At 72.8% G+C, this 16,743-nt stretch carries 16 protein-coding genes; 13 read left to right on the top strand and 3 right to left on the bottom strand.

What is annotated here, in order from left to right; genetic code table 11:
- Nucleotides 1-143 precede the first annotated feature (143 nt).
- Nucleotides 144-2,141: an acetate--CoA ligase gene (gene acs, locus ACAX67_RS02990; RefSeq protein ID WP_370702327.1), complete on the top strand. Its 1,998-nt coding sequence runs from the start codon at nt 144-146 to the stop codon at nt 2,139-2,141.
- A gap of 15 nt (nt 2,142-2,156) precedes the next feature.
- Here the strand turns inward: acs and nhaA are convergent, their stop codons facing one another.
- On the bottom strand, nt 2,157-3,581 hold the full coding sequence (gene nhaA / locus ACAX67_RS02985) for a Na+/H+ antiporter NhaA (RefSeq protein ID WP_370702326.1): 1,425 nt from the start codon (nt 3,579-3,581) through the stop codon (nt 2,157-2,159).
- A gap of 149 nt (nt 3,582-3,730) precedes the next feature.
- Here nhaA and ACAX67_RS02980 point away from each other — a divergent pair, with 149 nt between their 5' ends.
- Nucleotides 3,731-4,252, top strand: a complete 522-nt coding sequence (locus ACAX67_RS02980) for a sigma-70 family RNA polymerase sigma factor (RefSeq protein WP_370702325.1) — start codon at nt 3,731-3,733, stop codon at nt 4,250-4,252.
- A complete protein-coding gene (locus ACAX67_RS02975; protein WP_370702324.1) occupies nt 4,249-4,947 on the top strand; it encodes an anti-sigma factor family protein in 699 nt (232 codons plus the stop codon). The genes ACAX67_RS02980 and ACAX67_RS02975 overlap by 4 nt, the downstream gene beginning before the upstream one ends.
- A gap of 20 nt (nt 4,948-4,967) precedes the next feature.
- On the opposite strand, the gene ACAX67_RS02970 is transcribed toward ACAX67_RS02975, so the two are convergent.
- Complete coding sequence (locus tag ACAX67_RS02970; RefSeq protein ID WP_370702323.1) at nt 4,968-7,352, bottom strand: CDP-alcohol phosphatidyltransferase family protein; 2,385 nt, start codon at nt 7,350-7,352, stop codon at nt 4,968-4,970.
- 72 nt (nt 7,353-7,424) lie between these two features.
- Between ACAX67_RS02970 and ACAX67_RS02965 the strand changes: the two genes are divergently transcribed.
- The 10 genes from ACAX67_RS02965 (at nt 7,425) to ACAX67_RS02920 (ending at nt 15,450) form a co-directional block, all read left to right on the top strand.
- A complete protein-coding gene (locus ACAX67_RS02965) occupies nt 7,425-8,405 on the top strand; it encodes a 3-hydroxyacyl-CoA dehydrogenase NAD-binding domain-containing protein (protein ID WP_370702322.1) in 981 nt (326 codons plus the stop codon).
- Nucleotides 8,402-8,803: a 6-pyruvoyl trahydropterin synthase family protein gene (locus tag ACAX67_RS02960; protein WP_370702321.1), complete on the top strand. Its 402-nt coding sequence runs from the start codon at nt 8,402-8,404 to the stop codon at nt 8,801-8,803. Before ACAX67_RS02965 ends, ACAX67_RS02960 begins: the two co-directional genes overlap by 4 nt.
- Nucleotides 8,800-9,729: a glycosyltransferase family 4 protein gene (locus tag ACAX67_RS02955; protein ID WP_370702320.1), complete on the top strand. Its 930-nt coding sequence runs from the start codon at nt 8,800-8,802 to the stop codon at nt 9,727-9,729. The genes ACAX67_RS02960 and ACAX67_RS02955 overlap by 4 nt, the downstream gene beginning before the upstream one ends.
- A complete protein-coding gene (locus tag ACAX67_RS02950) occupies nt 9,726-10,589 on the top strand; it encodes a lysylphosphatidylglycerol synthase domain-containing protein (RefSeq protein WP_370702319.1) in 864 nt (287 codons plus the stop codon). The genes ACAX67_RS02955 and ACAX67_RS02950 overlap by 4 nt, the downstream gene beginning before the upstream one ends.
- Nucleotides 10,582-11,283: a RibD family protein gene (locus tag ACAX67_RS02945; protein ID WP_370702318.1), complete on the top strand. Its 702-nt coding sequence runs from the start codon at nt 10,582-10,584 to the stop codon at nt 11,281-11,283. Before ACAX67_RS02950 ends, ACAX67_RS02945 begins: the two co-directional genes overlap by 8 nt.
- Before the next feature lie 127 nt (nt 11,284-11,410).
- The gene (locus tag ACAX67_RS02940; RefSeq protein WP_370702317.1) at nt 11,411-11,815 is read left to right on the top strand and encodes a phage holin family protein; all 405 of its coding nucleotides are present in this window, start codon (nt 11,411-11,413) and stop codon (nt 11,813-11,815) included.
- 23 nt (nt 11,816-11,838) lie between these two features.
- Complete coding sequence (locus ACAX67_RS02935) at nt 11,839-12,699, top strand: fructosamine kinase family protein (protein ID WP_370702316.1); 861 nt, start codon at nt 11,839-11,841, stop codon at nt 12,697-12,699.
- 75 nt (nt 12,700-12,774) lie between these two features.
- Complete coding sequence (locus ACAX67_RS02930) at nt 12,775-13,479, top strand: response regulator transcription factor (RefSeq protein ID WP_370702315.1); 705 nt, start codon at nt 12,775-12,777, stop codon at nt 13,477-13,479.
- Nucleotides 13,476-14,882, top strand: a complete 1,407-nt coding sequence (locus ACAX67_RS02925; protein ID WP_370702314.1) for a HAMP domain-containing sensor histidine kinase — start codon at nt 13,476-13,478, stop codon at nt 14,880-14,882. Before ACAX67_RS02930 ends, ACAX67_RS02925 begins: the two co-directional genes overlap by 4 nt.
- Nucleotides 14,875-15,450 carry a hypothetical protein gene (locus ACAX67_RS02920; RefSeq protein ID WP_370702313.1) on the top strand — a complete coding sequence of 192 codons (576 nt, stop codon included), beginning with the start codon at nt 14,875-14,877 and terminating at the stop codon, nt 15,448-15,450. The genes ACAX67_RS02925 and ACAX67_RS02920 overlap by 8 nt, the downstream gene beginning before the upstream one ends.
- A 128-nt stretch (nt 15,451-15,578) precedes the next feature.
- Here the strand turns inward: ACAX67_RS02920 and ACAX67_RS02915 are convergent, their stop codons facing one another.
- The gene (locus tag ACAX67_RS02915) at nt 15,579-16,709 is read right to left on the bottom strand and encodes a hypothetical protein (protein ID WP_370702312.1); all 1,131 of its coding nucleotides are present in this window, start codon (nt 16,707-16,709) and stop codon (nt 15,579-15,581) included.
- Nucleotides 16,710-16,743 lie beyond the last annotated feature (34 nt).

Genomic DNA, 16,743 nt, shown 5'->3' with positions numbered 1-16,743 from the left:
TCGGAATGTGACACACGGAGGAGGGGCCGCGGGGACCGCGTGATACACCCGTCGGGATGCCGGGCGGCGCGGCCGCAACCCACCCGTGGTCACGCTCCCGCGACCGGCCTAGTGTGATCTGAGACATCCCGAGGACCCAGGAGATGACCGTGACCGACAGCTCGTCGTCCGCAGAGACCCTTGCCAACCTGCTCAAGGAGGACCGGCGGTTCGAGCCGCCGGCCGACCTCGCGGCCGAGGCCAACGTCAAGGCCGACGCCTACGAGAAGGCGGCTGCCGACGGGCCGGCGTTCTGGGCCGAGCAGGCCGAGCGGCTCAGCTGGGCGCAGAAGTGGGACACCGTCCTCGACGACAGCAACCCCCCGTTCTACAAGTGGTTCACGGGCGGCACGCTCAACGCGTCGTACAACTGCGTCGACCGCCACGTCGAGGCCGGCCGCGGCGACAAGGTGGCGATCCACTGGGTGGGCGAGCCCGTCGGCGACACGCGCGACATCACCTACGCGGAGCTGAAGGACGAGGTCTCGCAGGCCGCCAACGCCCTGACCGAGCTCGGTGTGGCCGCCGGCGACCGGGTCGCGATCTACATGCCGATGATCCCCGAGGCGATCGTGGCGATGCTGGCCTGCGCGCGCATCGGCGCCCCGCACACGGTGGTGTTCGGCGGGTTCTCCGCCGACGCGCTGGCCTCCCGCATCGACGACTGCCAGGCCAAGGTCGTCATCACCTCCGACGGCGGCTACCGTCGCGGCGCGCCCTCGGCGCTCAAGCCCGCGGTCGACGAGGCCCGCACCAAGACCGACCTCGTCGAGAAGGTGCTCGTCGTCCGCCGTACCGGCCAGGACCTCGGCGACGACGGGTGGGACGACGACGTCGACGTGTGGTGGCACGACGTCGTCGGCAACGCCTCGACCGAGCACACCCCCGAGGCCTTCGACGCCGAGCACCCCCTCTACGTCATGTACACGTCCGGCTCGACCGGCAAGCCCAAGGGCATCCTGCACACCACGGGCGGCTACCTGACCGGCGCCGCCTACACCCACCACGCGGTCTTCGACCTCAAGCCCGAGACCGACGTCTACTGGTGCACCGCCGACATCGGCTGGGTGACCGGTCACTCCTACATCGTCTACGGGCCGCTGGCCAACGGCGTGACGCAGGTCGTCTACGAGGGCACCCCCGACAGCCCCGAGCGCGGCCGGTGGTGGCAGATCGTCGAGCAGTACGGCGTCACGATCTTCTACACCGCCCCCACCGCGATCCGGTCCTTCATGAAGCAGGGCAACGAGGTGCCCGACCGCTCCGACATGTCGTCGCTGCGGATCCTGGGCTCGGTCGGGGAGCCGATCAACCCGGAGGCCTACGTCTGGTACCGCCACGTCATCGGTGGCGACCGCACCCCCGTGGTGGACACCTGGTGGCAGACCGAGACCGGCGCGATCATGATCAGCCCCCTGCCGGGCGTGACCGCGGGCAAGCCGGGCTCGGCGATGACCGCGATCCCCGGCATCGCCGCCGACGTGGTCGACGACGACGGCAAGTCGGTGCCCGACGGGTCGGGCGGCTACCTCGTCGTCACCCAGCCGTGGCCCTCGATGCTGCGCACGCTGTGGGGCGACGACGACCGCTACGTCGACACGTACTGGTCGCGCTTCAGGTCGCAGGGCTTCTACTTCGCGGGCGACGGCGCCAAGAAGGACACCGACGGCGACATCTGGGTGCTCGGCCGCGTCGACGACGTCATGAACGTCTCCGGCCACCGGCTCTCCACCACCGAGATCGAGTCGGCGCTGGTGTCCCACCCGAAGGTCGCCGAGGCCGCGGTCGTCGGCGCCAAGGACGACGACACCGGCCAGGCCGTCTGCGCGTTCGTGATCCTGCGCGAGACCGCCGGCGACGGCGGTGCCGACATCGTCCAGGAGCTGCGCCAGCACGTGCGCAAGGAGATCGGCCCGATCGCCACCCCGCGCCAGATCATGATCGTCCCCGAGCTGCCCAAGACCCGCTCGGGCAAGATCATGCGCCGCCTCCTCCGCGACGTCGCCGAGCACCGCGAGGTCGGGGATGTCACGACCCTCGCCGACAGCTCCGTGATGGAGCTGATCTCGTCCGGGATCGACGCCGGCAAGGGCGAGGACTGAGGGGGCGGGTCGGTCTCACTCGGCCACATCCCGTGGGAAACGGTCGCCCCGCGCGCCGCCCTGCAGGCTGACCAGGAGACCGATCCCGACCACGGCGGCGACCAGCGACCCGCCGAGCGTGCCGAGCTTGGCCGCCTCGGTGAGCGCGGGGTCGTCGAACGACAGGCCGGCGATGAAGAGCGAGACGGTGAAGCCGATCCCGGCGACCGCGCCGATCCCGGCGAGCTGGGACCAGCCGACCCCGTCGGGCAGCCGGGCGAGCCTGGTGCGCACGGCGACCTGGCAGGCGAGGAAGATCCCGAGCGGCTTGCCGATGACCAGGCCGGCGGCGACGCCGAGGGCGACAGCGGTCGACGCGCCGGCGTCGAAGGCGTCGGTCCCGAGGTGCACCCCCGCGTTGGCGAGGGCGAAGACCGGGAGCACGACGTAGGCCGACAGCGGGTGCAGGTGGTGCTGCAGTCGCTCCACCACGGGCACCGACTCCGCCACGAGGAACCGCAGCCGGTGGACCTCGTCCGGGTCGAGCAGGTTGTCCGCGAGCGCCTCCTGCGCATGGCGGCGCGCCACCTCCTCGTCGAGCAGGGCACCCGCCGGCGTCAGCAGCCCGAGCACCACGCCTGCGATCGTGGCGTGCACCCCGGACTCGAGGACGGCGTACCAGATCCCGACACCGACGACGAGGTAGGCCGGTATCGCCCACACCCGCAGCAGCCGCATCCCGACCACGACAGCGACGAGCCCCGCCGCGACCGCGAGCCAGACCAGGTCGAGGTCGTCGGTGTAGAAGACGGCGATCACGATGATCGCCCCGATGTCGTCGACGATCGCGAGCGTCAGCAGGAAGAGCCGGGCCGCCGACGGGATGCGGCGCCCGAGCACCCCGAGCACCCCGACCGCGAAGGCGATGTCGGTGGCCATCGGGATCCCCCACCCCGCGGCCCCGTCGCCCCCCGCGGCCACGAGCGCGTAGATGCCGGCCGGCACCACCATCCCGCCGGCGGCCGCGACGATCGGCAGTGCCGCGGCCCGCGGGTCCCGCAGCTCGCCACTCGCCAGCTCGTACTTGATCTCCAGCCCGACGACGAAGAAGAAGACCACCATCAGCGCGTCGTTGACCCAGTGGTGGAGCGTGCCGCCGAGCTCGAACGATCCGAGTCGGAGGTCGAGGCGGAGGTGCCAGAGATCCTCGTACGACGACGACCACCCCGAGTTCGCCCAGACCAGCGCCGTGACGGCGGCCCCCAGCAGCAGGAACGAGCTGGCGGACTCGATCCGCAGGAACTCGCGCAGCGGACGGGCGAGGTAGCGGGCCAGGGGCCGGCCGCTCGCCGAGAGGACGGGGCCCGCGCGCCACAGCGACGCGCGGTCGGTGTCGCCCTGCCGGCCGTCCACGTCGGACTGGTCGGGCTGGTGGGGCTGGTCGGGAGGTGTCTCGGTCACGGCGGGCTTCCTCGCTGCGCTCGGGTCGGGGGTCGCTGACGACGTGCCGACCAGACTTCCCGGCTCACCTGCGAGCGATCCTATCGGTGCCGGGGAGAGGCAGACTGAACCGAGGACCGTTCTCGTCCGTGTGTGTGGTGGGAGGTGCCATGTCCGACAACCCGGCCAGCGCGGCCGCCGTCATGCGCGAGCTGCACGACGAGCACGCCGCTGCGCTCTGGTCGTTCTGCCTGCACCTCACCGGCAGCGACCACGCGCACGCCGAGGACGTCGCGCAGGAGACCCTGCTGCGCGCGTGGCGCAACGCGTCCGTGCTGGAGGAGTCGCGCGGCTCGGTGCGGTCCTGGCTGTTCACCGTCGCCCGCAACATCGTGATCGACGAGTGGCGCTCGAAGCGGTCCCGCCGTGAGTTCCCGACCGACGAGGTCCCCGACACCAGCCCGACCTCGGACCGCACCGACGAGCTCCTGCAGTCGTGGGTCGTCGCCGAGGCGCTGACCCGGCTCTCGGAGGAGCACCGCGCGGTGCTGCTCGAGTGCTACTACCGCGGGCGCTCGGTCGCCGAGGCGTCCCGACGGCTCGGCGTGCCCGAGGGCACGGTGAAGTCCCGCACCCACTACGCGCTCCGCTCGTTGCGACTGGCGCTCGAGGAGCTGGGGGTGACCCGATGAGCTGCGACCGCCACGAGTGGGACGCCGCCTACGTCCTGGGCTCGCTCTCCCCGGCCGAGCGCACCGACTTCGAGCGGCACCTGACGACGTGCAAGGACTGCGCGCGCGCCGTACGCGAGCTGGCCGGCCTGCCCGGTCTGCTCTCGCGGGTGCCGGTCGACGTGCTCGAGTCGCCGCCGAAGACCTCCGCGGTGCCGCCCACGTTGCTGCCGTCGCTGGTCGCGGCCACCCGGCACGACCAGCGCCGACGGACCCGGCGGACCCTCCTCGCGGCCGCTGCGGCGGTCGTCGTGGTCGGCGCGGGGTCCGCGGCCGCCGCGAGCGTCCTGACCGACGGCAACGGCGACGGCGACCGCACCTCCACCGCGGCGCCCGCACCGACCGCCGAACGGCTGCGCCTGATGCCCGTCGGGCACGGCTCGTCGACCGGTTGGGTCTCGCTCACCGAGGTCGACTGGGGCACCCGGCTCGACCTCGACTGCGAGTACGACAGCCCGTACGGCGGTCATGCCGCCTACGCCTACACGCTGGTCGTGACGACCACCGACGGCGACACGCAACAGGTCGCGGTGTGGAAGGCCATCCCGGGCCGCTCGTTGCACGTCACCGGCGCCAGCTCGGCGGTCCCCGACGACATCGCGACCGTCGAGGTCGTCGGCGCCGACGGGGAGCCGGTCCTGCGCCTCGACCGGTGACCCGCTGAGGCGCCGCCGCCTCAGCGGGCGCGCGGCCCGAACGTGGTGAGGATGGCGTCGCGCAGGTCCGACATCGGCAGGAGCGGCGCGTCGGCCGTGGGCAGCAGACCGTCGTCCCAGTGCCAGGTGGCGAAGAGCCGACCGACCTCGGGGTCCTGCGTGATCACGCTGACCGGCACGTCGTGGTCGATCTCCCCGTCGCCGTCGCCGCTGACGTAGGAGTGCGGCTCGTGGTCGCCGAGCACGACCAGCACCCGGTCCGGGTCGGGATAGGTGGTGAGCCAGGAGACCAGCGTCTGCCACGAGTACTGGATCGAGCGGCCGTAGAGCTCCTTCACCAGGTCGGGGTCGGTCGCCTCGTCGACTGCCGAAACGTCCTCGGTCGTGCCGTCGAAGACCGAGCCGTCGCCGACCCGGTCCCACGGCACCAGCGGCGGGGAGGGCGTCCAGGGGTGGTGGCTGGAGATCAGGTCGATCTCCGCGAAGACCGGCTTGCGGTCGGCGGCGGCGAGCTCGGTGCGGCGGAAGAAGTCGAGCGTGTACTGGTCCGGCACCGGCGCGTAGCCGAACGCGGGCCCCGCGTAGCCGACGTTGCGGGAGTCGTAGAGCTGGTCGTAGCCGTAGAAGTCCGCGCCCTCCGGCCAGTCGCGGGTGTTGGCCGGGACGTCGAAGACGGTGCGCCAGCCGGCGCGGCCGAAGGCGCGGGTGAGGGTGAGCCGGTCGCTGTCCTGGAGCTGTTGGTAGCGCCGTTCGCTGTCGACCCACAGGCCCGACTGCGTGGTGGCGTGCGCCAGCCAGCTGCCCGCGCCGAAGGTCGGCGAGGTCAGGTAGGCCGACTGCGAGCGGTAGCCCGCCGCGTCGAGCTGCCGGGTCCCCTCGCGGAGGACGGCGTCCACACCAGGGGCGTACGACGACCCGCGGGTCGCCGTACGGCCGTAGCTCTCGACGAAGACCACCAGCACGTCCTTGCCGCGGAGCCGGGTGAGGAGGCGGTCGGCGGGCACGTCGGCGAACGCGTCGGTGCCGATCTCGTCGGCGAACTCCCCCTCGTCGGCGATGCCCGCCCGGACCTGGTCGACGGTGTCCACCGCGAGGCCGGCCGCGCTGACCGCGGCGAGCGGCGCGCCGCCCGCGACGTGCAGGCCCGCGACGGCGGCGAGCACCCAGACCGTGCCCAGCACCCCGAGGCTGCGCAGCGAGGCGCGCCGGTGGTCGGCGGCGGCCCGCGCCACTCGCGCGGCGGCGAGGCCGAGGCCGACGACGACCGCGACCACCGCAACGACCACCCCGACCACGACCAGGTGCGCAGCCCCGGCGCCGATGGAGTCGCCGAGGACGCCGACACCGGAGTCGAGGTAGGTCCAGTCCGCCAGCGGGTCGAACCGCCGGTCGAGCACGAGGTCGAAGCCGGTGTCGAGCACCCGGAGCACCACGAGGACGCCTGCGACGACGCCGAACAGTGCGGCTCCCCAGCGCCGGACGACGGGCGGCAGCACGAGCGCGGCGGCGACCAGCAGCAGTCCCTCTGCCGGGATCCGCACGAGGTCGCCGATCGACAGGTCCTCGGCCGGGTCGGGCAGCGCCAGCGCGAGCCACAGCGAGACCAGCGCGGCAGCCGTGACGTAGCCGACGGGGACCAGCGGCCCGGTCAACGGCACCTCCACAGCTAGCGGCTCCCTTCGGCGGCGCCACAGGACCACCACGTCGCGGCCGAAGGAGTGGACGAGGAGCGCGAGGGCGATCGCCGCACCGGTGCGGGCCGCGGCGAGCGGCAGCGTCTCGCTCACCACGACGATGAGGACCACGGCCTGCAGGACGGCGACGACCTTCGCCGAGTAGCGCGGCGGCAGCGGCCGGCGCAGCCACGGGAGGGCCCGGGTGGCGACGACGTACACGTAGCGCATGGCACCGATCGCGAGCACCCACGCGCCGACGACCGGCGCGGCCGCGACGCTGAGCACGGCGATGAGGAAGGCGTCGACCTCCATGTCGAAGCGGGCGCCGAGCGCCGAGGCCGTACCGGTGCGGCGGGCGACCTGGCCGTCGACCCCGTCGAGCGCCAGGCCGACGGATGCGAGCACGACGACCGCCGCGGTGGCGGCGTCCCCGAGGTAGCCCTCCGCCGTCAGCCCCGCGACACCACAGGCCAGCGCGGCGCGGGCGCTGGTGATCCAGCCGGCCGGGCCGATGCCGCGCGCCCGGTGGCGCGCGAGGGCGCCGGCGACCAGGCTGGAGCCCACCGCTCCGCAGAGGAGGCCGACCCCCCAGCCGACCGGTCCGAGCCCGACCGAGGCGTCGAGCGCGGCCAGCACGGCGGCCACCAGGGCGAGGGCGACCAGCGGTCCCGGGGCCAGGCGCGCCGCCGGTGCCGCCGGGACCTTCGCGACCGGGTGAACCCGTGCCACCGCACCTCCGTGTGTAGGAATATCGGTCCTACGTCACACGGGCCGCTGCGGTTCACCGGAGAGGAGGCGCTCGTGCTCGAGGCACAGGCTTTCTGGGTGACCGGGCCCGGCCACGGCGAGATCCGCCCGGTGGCCCTGCCCGCCCCCGGGCCCGGCGAGGTCCTCGTGCGCACGCTGCGCACCGGCATCAGCCGTGGCACCGAGACGCTGGTCTTCCGCGGCGGTGTGCCGGCCGACCAGCGCCGCGCCATGCGCGCGCCCTTCCAGGAGGGCGACCTCCCCGAGCCGGTGAAGTACGGCTACCTCAACGTCGGCATCGTCGAGCAGGGCCCACCCGACCTCGAGGGCCGGCGGGTGTTCTGCCTCTTCCCGCACCAGACGGCGTACGTCGTCCCCGCCGATGCCGTGGTGCCGGTGCCCGATGCGGTGCCGACCGGACGCGCGGTGCTCGCGGGGACGGTCGAGACCGCCGTCAACGCGCTGTGGGACGCCGGTCCCCTGACCGGTCAGCGGATCGCCGTGGTCGGCGCGGGGATGGTCGGCTGCGCGATCGCGCGGCTGCTCGTCCGCACCCCTGGCGTGCAGGTGGTCCTGGTCGACGTCGACCCCGCGCGGACGGTCGTCGCCAAGGAGCTCGGGGTCGACCTCGTCGCGCCCGACGAGGCGTCCGGCGAGCTCGACCTCGTGGTGCACGCATCGGCCACCTCGACCGGCCTGCAGACCTCGCTCGACCTGCTCGCGACGGAGGGCACGGTCCTCGAGGTCAGCTGGTACGGCGACCGGCCGGTCACGCTCGACCTCGGCGGCGCCTTCCACTCCCGGCGGCTGACGATCCGCGCCAGCCAGGTGGGCATGGTCGCGCCGGCGATGCGTGGCCGCCGTACGCACTCCGAGCGGCTGGCGCTGGCGCTGGACCTGTTGGCCGACGACGCCTTCGACGCCCTGCTGACGGGCACCTCACCGTTCACCGCGCTGCCCGAGGTGATGGCGTCGCTGGCCGACGGGGCCTACGCGCTCTGCCACGCGATCGACTACCAGGGAGGCCCGCTGTGACCTACCGCGTGACCGTGCGCGACCACATGATGGTCGCCCACAGCCTGCCGGGAGAGGTGTTCGGACCGGCGCAACGGCTGCACGGGGCGACGTACGTCGTCGACGCGACCTTCCGCGCCACCGACGTCGACGCCGACGGGATCGTGGTGGACATCGGGCGGGCGACCGAGGAGCTGAAGGCCGTGCTCGCGGACCTGACCTACCGCAACCTCGACGACCACGACGAGCTCGCGGGCGTGGTCACCACGACCGAGGTGCTCGCGCGACTCGTCGCCGACCGGCTCGCCGAGCGCGCACACGCCGGGCGGCTCGGGCGTCCGGCGGAGGGGCTCGACGGCATCGAGGTGACGCTGCGCGAGTCGCACGTCGCGTGGGCCAGCTACGAGAGGCGCCTGTGACGACACTCCGCTTCGTGCTGCCACCCGACGTCGACGACCCGGCGCGGCCGAGCGGCGGCAACCGCTACGACCGCAAGGTGATCGGCGCGCTGCGCGAGCGCGGGTGGACGGTGACCGAGCAGCACGAGCACCCGCGAGACGTCGCGGACGGAGGGGTGGTCGTCGTGGACGCCCTCGTCGGGCTGAGGGAGCCGGACCGCTACCGCGGCGCGGTGGTGCTGCTGCACATGCCCTTCGCGCAGTCCCAGCCCGGCTGGCGCACCGCCGAGCGCGCCCTCCTGCACGCGGCCGCCGAGATCGTCACGACGAGCTACTGGACGCGGGAGTGGGTGGTCACGCACTACGGCCTCGACCCCTCGCACGTCATGGTGGCCCGGCCCGGGGTGGACCCGTCGCCGTCGACCACGGCGTCGTCGGCCGGCGAGCGCCTGCTCTGCGTCGGTGCCGTCACCCGCCTCAAGGGGTACGACGTCGTGCTGGCCGCGCTCGAGCGGGTCGCCGACCTCGCGTGGACCTGCGTGGTGGCGGGCGCGCTGGACCTCGAGCCCTCCTTCGTCGAGGCGCTTCGCCGCAGCCCCGCCGCAGAGCGGGTGACCTTCGCCGGTCCGCTGCCCGCCCCGCCCTACGAGGAGGCCGACCTCCTCGTCTCGGGCGCCCGCCACGAGGCCTACGGCATGGCGGCCACCGAGGCGCTCGCCCACGGCGTGCCGGTGCTCGCCACGGCCGTCGGCGGGACGGTCGAGGCAGTCGGTGCCGGCGGGGTGCTGGTGCCGTCCGACGACCCCGACGCCCTGGCCGCCGAGCTGCGTCGCTGGCTCACCGACGCCTCCGCCCGCGAGGAGCTCCGCGCGGCAGCGGCGGGTCGCCGTACCTCCTTGCGGTCGTGGGCCGACACCGCGCGCGACCTCGAGGTGGTGCTGCGATGAGCGAGCGCACGTGGGCGAGGCTGCGGCTGCTCGGGGGCGTGCTGGTCCTGGCGCTGCTGCTGGTGGCCGTCGGCGCGGGGCCGTTCGTGGAAGGACTGCGGCGCACGTCGTGGACGGCCGTCCTCGTCGCGCTGGTCGTCACGGCGCTGACGACCGCGTGCTGCGCATGGCGCTGGAGCCTGCTCTCGACCCGGCTCGGGGTGCCGATCCCCGTCGACGTCGCCTACCACCGCTACTACCGCTCGCAGCTGCTCAACGCGACCCTGCCGGGCGGCGTGCTCGGCGACGTCCACCGCGCGGTCGACCACGGCCGCACGACCGGGTCCGCGGTCCGCGGACTCGGGTCGGTCGTGTGGGACCGCGCCGCCGGGCAGGCGGTCCAGGCAGCCATGGCGCTCGCCGCACTGCCCTGGCTGCCGGTCGGCCTCGGCCTCGGGTCGAGCCCCGGGAGCCGGGCGCTCTGGGCGCTGCCGGCGGCAGCGGTGTCGGCCGCCGTGCTGCTGGTGTGGCTGGGCCGGCGCGTGGTGCTCGCGTCCGTGCTGGTCGCGACCGGGCACGTGGCCGTGTTCGTGGTGGCCGCGCGGGCGGTGGGCGTCGACCTCGGCGCGGCCGCCCTGGTCGCCCTCGCGCTCGCGGTGCTGCTGGCCTCCGCGGTGCCGCTCTCCCTCGCCGGGTGGGGGCCGCGGGAGGGCGTGGCCGCGTGGCTCTTCGCGCAGGCCGGGCTCGGCGCCGCGACCGGCGTGAGCGTGGCGGTGGTCTTCGGCGTCGTCTCGTTGCTGGCGACCCTGCCGGGGCTCGTGACGCTGATGGGCGCGTCGGACCGGGAGCCCCGGCGGACGGAGGTGGCTGCGCATGCCTGAGCGTCCCTACACCCTGCTCAGCTGCAGCATGTCGCTCGACGGCTACCTGGGCGGCGCGACCGACGAGCGCCTGCTGCTCTCCAACGAGGCCGACTTCGACCGGGTCGATGAGGTGCGCGCCGGCTGCGACGCGATCCTGGTGGGCGCCGCGACCGTCCGGAAGGACAACCCCCGGCTGCTCGTGCGCGCTGCGCAGCGGCGCGCCGCCCGCGCGGCCGCCGGCCTGCCCGACTCCCCGGCCAAGGTGACGGTCACCGCGCGCGGAGACCTCGACCCTCGGTGCAGCTTCTTCACGACCGGCGCCACCGAGAAGATCGTGTACGCCGGCTCCGACGTCGCCGCCGCGACGTCCGCCAGGCTGGCAGGGGTGGCCACCGTGGTCGATGCCGGCCGTGCGCCGCGCCGGCTCGGCCTGATCGGCGCGGACCTCCACCGCCGCGGCGTGCGGCGGTTGATGGTCGAGGGCGGCGGCACCATGCACACGCAGTACCTCACCCACGGGCTCGCCGACGAGCTGCAGCTGGTCGTCGCGCCGTTCTTCGTCGGTGACTCCAGGGCCCGACGGTTCGTGGACGACGGGCGCTTCCCGTGGTGCCCCGACCACCGGGCGCGACTGGTCGAGACCCGGCCCATCGGTGACGTCGTGCTGCTGCGCTACGCCCTCTCGGAGCGGTTCGAGGCCGAGGCGGGGTGAGCCCGGGGACGAGAGCGGAGCGGCGCGGTGGGTCGCAGTTCTGTAAGGTCGCCCGGAGAGGCCGTCCCACTGCCGCGGACGACCTCGACCCGTGACCGACTCTCGTCCAGAGGAACTCCACGTCAAGATGGCCATCGAGACACCCCGCAACGAAGAGCCCACGATCGGGCGCCTGATCAAGGACGCCCAGACCGACTTCTCCACGCTGATGCGCAAGGAGATCCAGCTCGCGAAGTCCGAGCTGAAGGTGAGCGTTACCGCCGGTGGCATGGGCACGGTGTTCCTGCTCGCCGCGGCGTTCTTCCTCGTGCTGTTCGTGATCATCCTGTCGGTCGCCGCCGCCTACTTCATCAACTGGAACGGCGACGGTCTCAGCCTGCACTGGGCCTTCCTGATCGTGGCCGGCTTCTGGCTGCTCATCTCGGTGCTGCTGATCCTCCTCGGCATCAAGAAGCTCAAGCAGGTCAAGGCGCCCGAGCGCGCGATCGAGCAGGGCCGCGAGATCCCGCGCGCCCTCAAGGGCCAGGCCTAGCGAGTCGGTCAGGAGCATGTGACGTGGCGCGGCAACCGGCGGTCGCAGGACGGGCGGAGCAGCTGCTCGGCTCCTCGGTGATCTCGACCGCGCCGGTGGCGGGCGGCGACGTCTGCAACGCGGTCAAGCTGCGCCTCTCCAGCGGGCGCACCGCCTTCCTCAAGACCCTCCCCCAGGCGCCCCCCGCGTTCTTCGAGCACGAGGCGGCCGGGCTCGCCTGGCTGGCCGGCGTCGACGACGGCGTCGCCACCCCCGAGGTGCTGGCCGTCGACTCCGACTGCCTGATCCTGTCGTGGGTCGAGACCAGCCGCCCCGGCCAGGACGCGGCCGCGGGCTTCGGGCGGGCGCTCGCGCGCACGCACCGTGCCGGTGCGCCGTCGTACGGCGGCGAGACGGACGGCTACATCGGACGGCTGCCCCTCAACAACCAACCGCTGCCGACGTGGGCCGAGTTCTACGCCGAGCGGCGGATCGCGCCCTACCTGCGGGTCGCGCGCGACAAGGGCCTCGTCGAGGCGGCCGATGCCGACCTCATCGAGCGCGCCGCCGCTCGGGTCGGCGAGCTGGTGCCCGACGAGCCGCCCGCGCGGCTGCACGGCGACCTCTGGAACGGCAACGTGCTCTGGGCCCAGGACGAGCGGGTCGTGGTGATCGACCCGGCGGCCTACGGCGGCCACCGCGAGGTCGACCTCGCGATGCTCACCCTCTTCGGCCTTCCCCAGCTCCAGCACGTAATCGCCGCCTACGAGGAGGTCGCGCCGCTCGCCGACGACTGGCAGGACCGTCTCGGGATCCACCAGCTCTTCCCCCTCGTCGTGCACGCCTGCCTCTTCGGTGGCGGGTACGGCGCCCGGGCGGCCAAGATCGCCTCGCGGTTCGTGTAGGCGCACGGCCCGCATCGCGCGGCCCGGCGGGCCCCTTCTCAGGCGGCGCTCAGCCGGGTTGGGCATCATGGGGGCGTGTCCCAGCGTCCCCCGCACCCGCCGCGTGTCCTCGTCGTCGACGACGACCGCGCGGTGCGGGAGTCGTTGAGGAGGTCCCTGGAGTTCAACGGCTACGACGTGCACCTGGCCGGCGACGGGGCCGAGGCGCTCGCCGGGATCGGCTCGGTGCTGCCCGACGTCGTCGTGATGGACGTGATGATGCCGCGGCTCGACGGGCTCGATGCCACCCGTGCGCTGCGGGCTGCCGGCAACGACGTGCCGATCCTCGTGCTCACCGCACGCGACGCCGTGGGCGACCGGGTCGAGGGTCTCGACGCCGGCGCCGACGACTACCTGACCAAGCCGTTCGCCCTGCAGGAGCTGCTCGCGCGGCTGCGCGCGCTGCTGCGCCGGGTCACCACCCACGAGGACGGCGACGAGGAGGAGGTGCTCTCCTTCTCCGACCTCACCATGAACGTCGCCACCCGCGAGGTGACCCGCGCCGGCCGCTCGATCGAGCTGACGCGCACGGAGTTCACGCTGTTGGAGATGTTCCTGCGGCGGCCGCGCCGGGTGCTCGAGCGCAGCTTCATCCTCGAGGAGGTCTGGGGCTACGACTTCCCGACGACCGCCAACTCCCTCGAGGTCTACGTCGGCTACCTGCGCCGCAAGACCGAGCTGGCCGAGGAGGCCCGGCTGATCCACACGGTGCGTGGCGTGGGCTACGTGCTCAAGGAATGAGCACGTTCTGGGCCGGTCAGGGCCTCGCGGTCGGCCCCGGCCCCGACGGCAAGTGGCACTACCGGCGCTCGTTGGCCAGCCGGGTGATCCTGCTGACCATGCTGACCGTCGGCCTGGCGGTGGCGCTCGTCGCGATCACGGCCTACGTCACCACCCGCATCCAGATGCAGCACAGCCTCGACAACTCGCTGCTCGAGCGCGCGCACTACGCCGCCAAGACCGAGGTCGTCTTCGAGTCCAACATCCCGCCGTGGGCGCTGGGTGCCGCCGACGTGCGGATCGCCTTCCTCTCGGCGGAGGGCAACGGACGCGTCCTCGACACCGGGCCCGACATCGAGCTCGGTCCCCCCGAGCTCGCCGTCGCCCGCGGTGAGAGCGACTCCAGCATCCGCACCATCGAGATCGACGGCGACCGCTACCGGGTGGCCGCCGTGCCGACCCAGTCCGACGGCTACGCCCTCGTCATCGCACAGTCCCTCGACGACCAGGACCGGATCCTGCGGCGCCTGGGCTGGGTCACGATCGCCTTCGGCGGGATCGGCGTGCTCGCCGCGGGCATGGCCGGGTGGCTCGTCGCGAGCAACGGCCTGCGGCCCGTGCGGCGGTTGACGTCGTCGGTCGAACGCATCGCACGCACCGAGGACCTCACGGTCCTCCCGGTGGAGGGTGACGACGAGGTCGCGCGACTGGCGACCGCCTTCAACCAGATGCTCATCGCGCTCGACGCGTCGCGGGTCCGTCAACGCCAGCTCGTCGCGGACGCGAGCCACGAGCTGCGCACGCCGTTGACCTCGCTGCGCACCAACATCGACCTGCTCACGATGTCCGGCGACCTCTCCTCCATCCCGCCGAAGGCGCGCGAGGAGCTGATGGAGGACATCCGCGCGCAGATCGAGGAGCTCACCACCCTGATCGGCGACCTCACCGAGCTGGCGCGCGACGAGCCGGTCGCGCCCACGGTGGAGGCGGTCGACCTGGCCGACGTCGTCGACCACGCGGTCCAGCGCGTACGGCGGCGCGCCCCCTCCGTGACATTCGAGGTGTTCACCCGCCCCTGGTGGGTGGTCGGCGAGGCGCCCGCTCTCGAAAGGGCCGTGACGAACCTGCTCGACAACGCCGCGAAGTGGAGCCCCGACGGCGGGTTGGTGACCGTGCGGCTGTCGGACGGCGTACTCACCGTCGACGACCAGGGGCCCGGCATCCCGGAGGACGAGCGGGCGCGCATCTTCGACCGGTTCTGGCGGTCCGCGACGTCGCGGACGCTGCCGGGGTCGGGGCTCGGGCTGGCGATCGTGCGCCGGGTCGCCGAACGGCACGCCGGGACGGTCCAGGCGACGGAGAACGTGGGCGGTGGGGCACGCCTGGTGCTCAAGCTGCCCGGGACGGAGAAGATGGATGCATAGGTCGATCGCGGGACTGACCACGGGTCTGGCCGGAGGAGCCGCGCTCGCGCTGCTCCTCGCCGGGTGCGGCGGGGACGACGAGCTCGGCGCGAAGCCGGACCTTCCCACCGAGTCACCGGCACTGTGGAACCCGTGCGACGCGCTCGACGCGTCGCTCATCCAGCAGGCGTTCGGCTCCCGCACGACCGAGCAGCACGGCACCGACACCGCACCCGAGTGCCGGTTCAAGCCGGCGGAGAAGTCGGGGGACGCGGTGGTGACCTCCAGCTACTCGCTCTTCCAGGGCACGCTCGCCGAGGCCTGGAAGACGATGGGCCAGCCCGACGACGCATCGGTCACCGAACCCACGATCAAAGGCGCCGACTCCGCGCGGGTCGTGGTCGACGTCGTCAAGAAGCAGCTCTACGTCACCGGCTTCGTCGAGAACGGCGACCTGATCCAGAACGTCAACGTGATCGACCCGGCGCCCTACGACGAGGCCAAGATCCTCTCCGGCGTCGACGTCGTGCTGGCGGCACTGTCGAAGCACGCGAACGAGAACGGCGTCACCCAGGAAGGCGAAGACTGATCCGGTGCTCCCGCACGCCCTCCTTGGCCAGCATCATCGGCCCTAGGTCGGCACGGTCCTTCGCGTCAAGGGCCGTCGGGTTGGCGAGAGAGGCCTACGGAGCACCGTGGCCAGAGCGGCCAGGCTGGCTAAGCCCCGGAGCTCGGGCGGTTCCCCACCGGGAGACCGAGACTGATGCGGTGCTCCCGCACGTCCTGCTTCGTCAGGATCATCGGCCCGAGATCGGCGCGCGCCTTCGCCAGGACCTCCACGTCGGGCTCCTTCTGAGCGAACCAGGCCCCGGGGTCCTTGTGCACGACCAGGGTGCGGTCGTTGCCGAGCTCCTCCAACTGCCAGTCCGACAGGTCCCGCGCCTTGGCCAGGTGTTCGGGGGTCAGCACGAAGATGCCGTGGGCGTCGGGTACGAAGCTCGTCCGGAGCTGGGGGAACTGGGTGAAATTGCCAGACAGCCCTTGAGGAGAGATCCGCCAATCCGACAGGGGCGGCGCCGGGCGGAGCCACGCAACGTCCGCGACCGGGCCGAGTGCCCGGACCAGACCTTGTAGGTCCTGCAACTGATCGCACCAACCCAGGTCATCCGCGCCAACCTGGGCGACCACAGTCCCTTGCGTGGAGAACCCCAGGGAATGAAACCGCTTTCCTCTCTCCGGCATCCACACGGTGGTCGCGGCTCCCTCGCGGACCGCGGCATGAACGACTGGCTCCACCAGATCCTCAGGCCCGAGCCGCGCGATGTAGAGATCCCGAATCAGGTAGTGCCTCGAGATGCCGCTGCCAGCCCACGCTGCTGCCAGCCCTGCCACTCGCTCAACGAGCTCCTTGCTGACTCCGAGCTGACCCCGGCCTTGATCGGGTGAGACAAGATGCGCGGGATCCACAGGCAGACCAACCATCGCGCTGATGAAGCGCCGGCGTCGGTCCTCGATCCAGAGCGGCAGACGCGCCGACCGTGCGGCAACGATGCGGCCGCTGAGACCCCGCTCAGCAAGCGCGGCCGCAGCCATGTCGAACCAGCGCCGATCCTCCGCCCAGTCCGGCTCGGCGTACATCTCGGCGACCGCGGTGCCGCGCTCGGTCACCAACGGCGGCGCACACCAGGCACCGGTGCCGTAGGGAATCAACGCGTTGGCGGCCATGATCGCCTCGCCCACTGCGCTCAGGTCGCTGCGCTCCGGGTCCGGGACGAACTCCCACAAGAAGTCGCCCTCGACGCGCTTCCACGCTCTCCTCAGCGACGCGTCATCGACTACGACCGTCACCCCGGCTCCTTCCTCCTTCCGTCCGTTCGCCCAC

It is taken from the genome of Nocardioides candidus, assembly GCF_041321175.1.
GTDB lineage: Bacteria > Actinomycetota > Actinomycetes > Propionibacteriales > Nocardioidaceae > Nocardioides.
The sequence above is the reverse complement of the archived record's forward strand: the minus strand, read 5'-3'. Positions and strand labels throughout refer to the sequence as shown.

Bases quoted from the DNA above. Each gene is read 5' to 3' on its own strand.
- acs (WP_370702327.1), top strand. From the start codon at position 144: ATGACCGTGACCGACAGCTCGTCGTCCGCAGAGACCCTTGCCAACCTG.
- ACAX67_RS02975 (WP_370702324.1), top strand. From the start codon at position 4,249: ATGAGCTGCGACCGCCACGAGTGGGACGCCGCCTACGTCCTGGGCTCG.
- ACAX67_RS02925 (WP_370702314.1), top strand. From the start codon at position 13,476: ATGAGCACGTTCTGGGCCGGTCAGGGCCTCGCGGTCGGCCCCGGCCCC.
- ACAX67_RS02920 (WP_370702313.1), top strand. From the start codon at position 14,875: ATGCATAGGTCGATCGCGGGACTGACCACGGGTCTGGCCGGAGGAGCC.
- ACAX67_RS02940 (WP_370702317.1), top strand. From the start codon at position 11,411: ATGGCCATCGAGACACCCCGCAACGAAGAGCCCACGATCGGGCGCCTG.
- ACAX67_RS02980 (WP_370702325.1), top strand. From the start codon at position 3,731: ATGTCCGACAACCCGGCCAGCGCGGCCGCCGTCATGCGCGAGCTGCAC.
- ACAX67_RS02950 (WP_370702319.1), top strand. From the start codon at position 9,726: ATGAGCGAGCGCACGTGGGCGAGGCTGCGGCTGCTCGGGGGCGTGCTG.
- ACAX67_RS02945 (WP_370702318.1), top strand. From the start codon at position 10,582: ATGCCTGAGCGTCCCTACACCCTGCTCAGCTGCAGCATGTCGCTCGAC.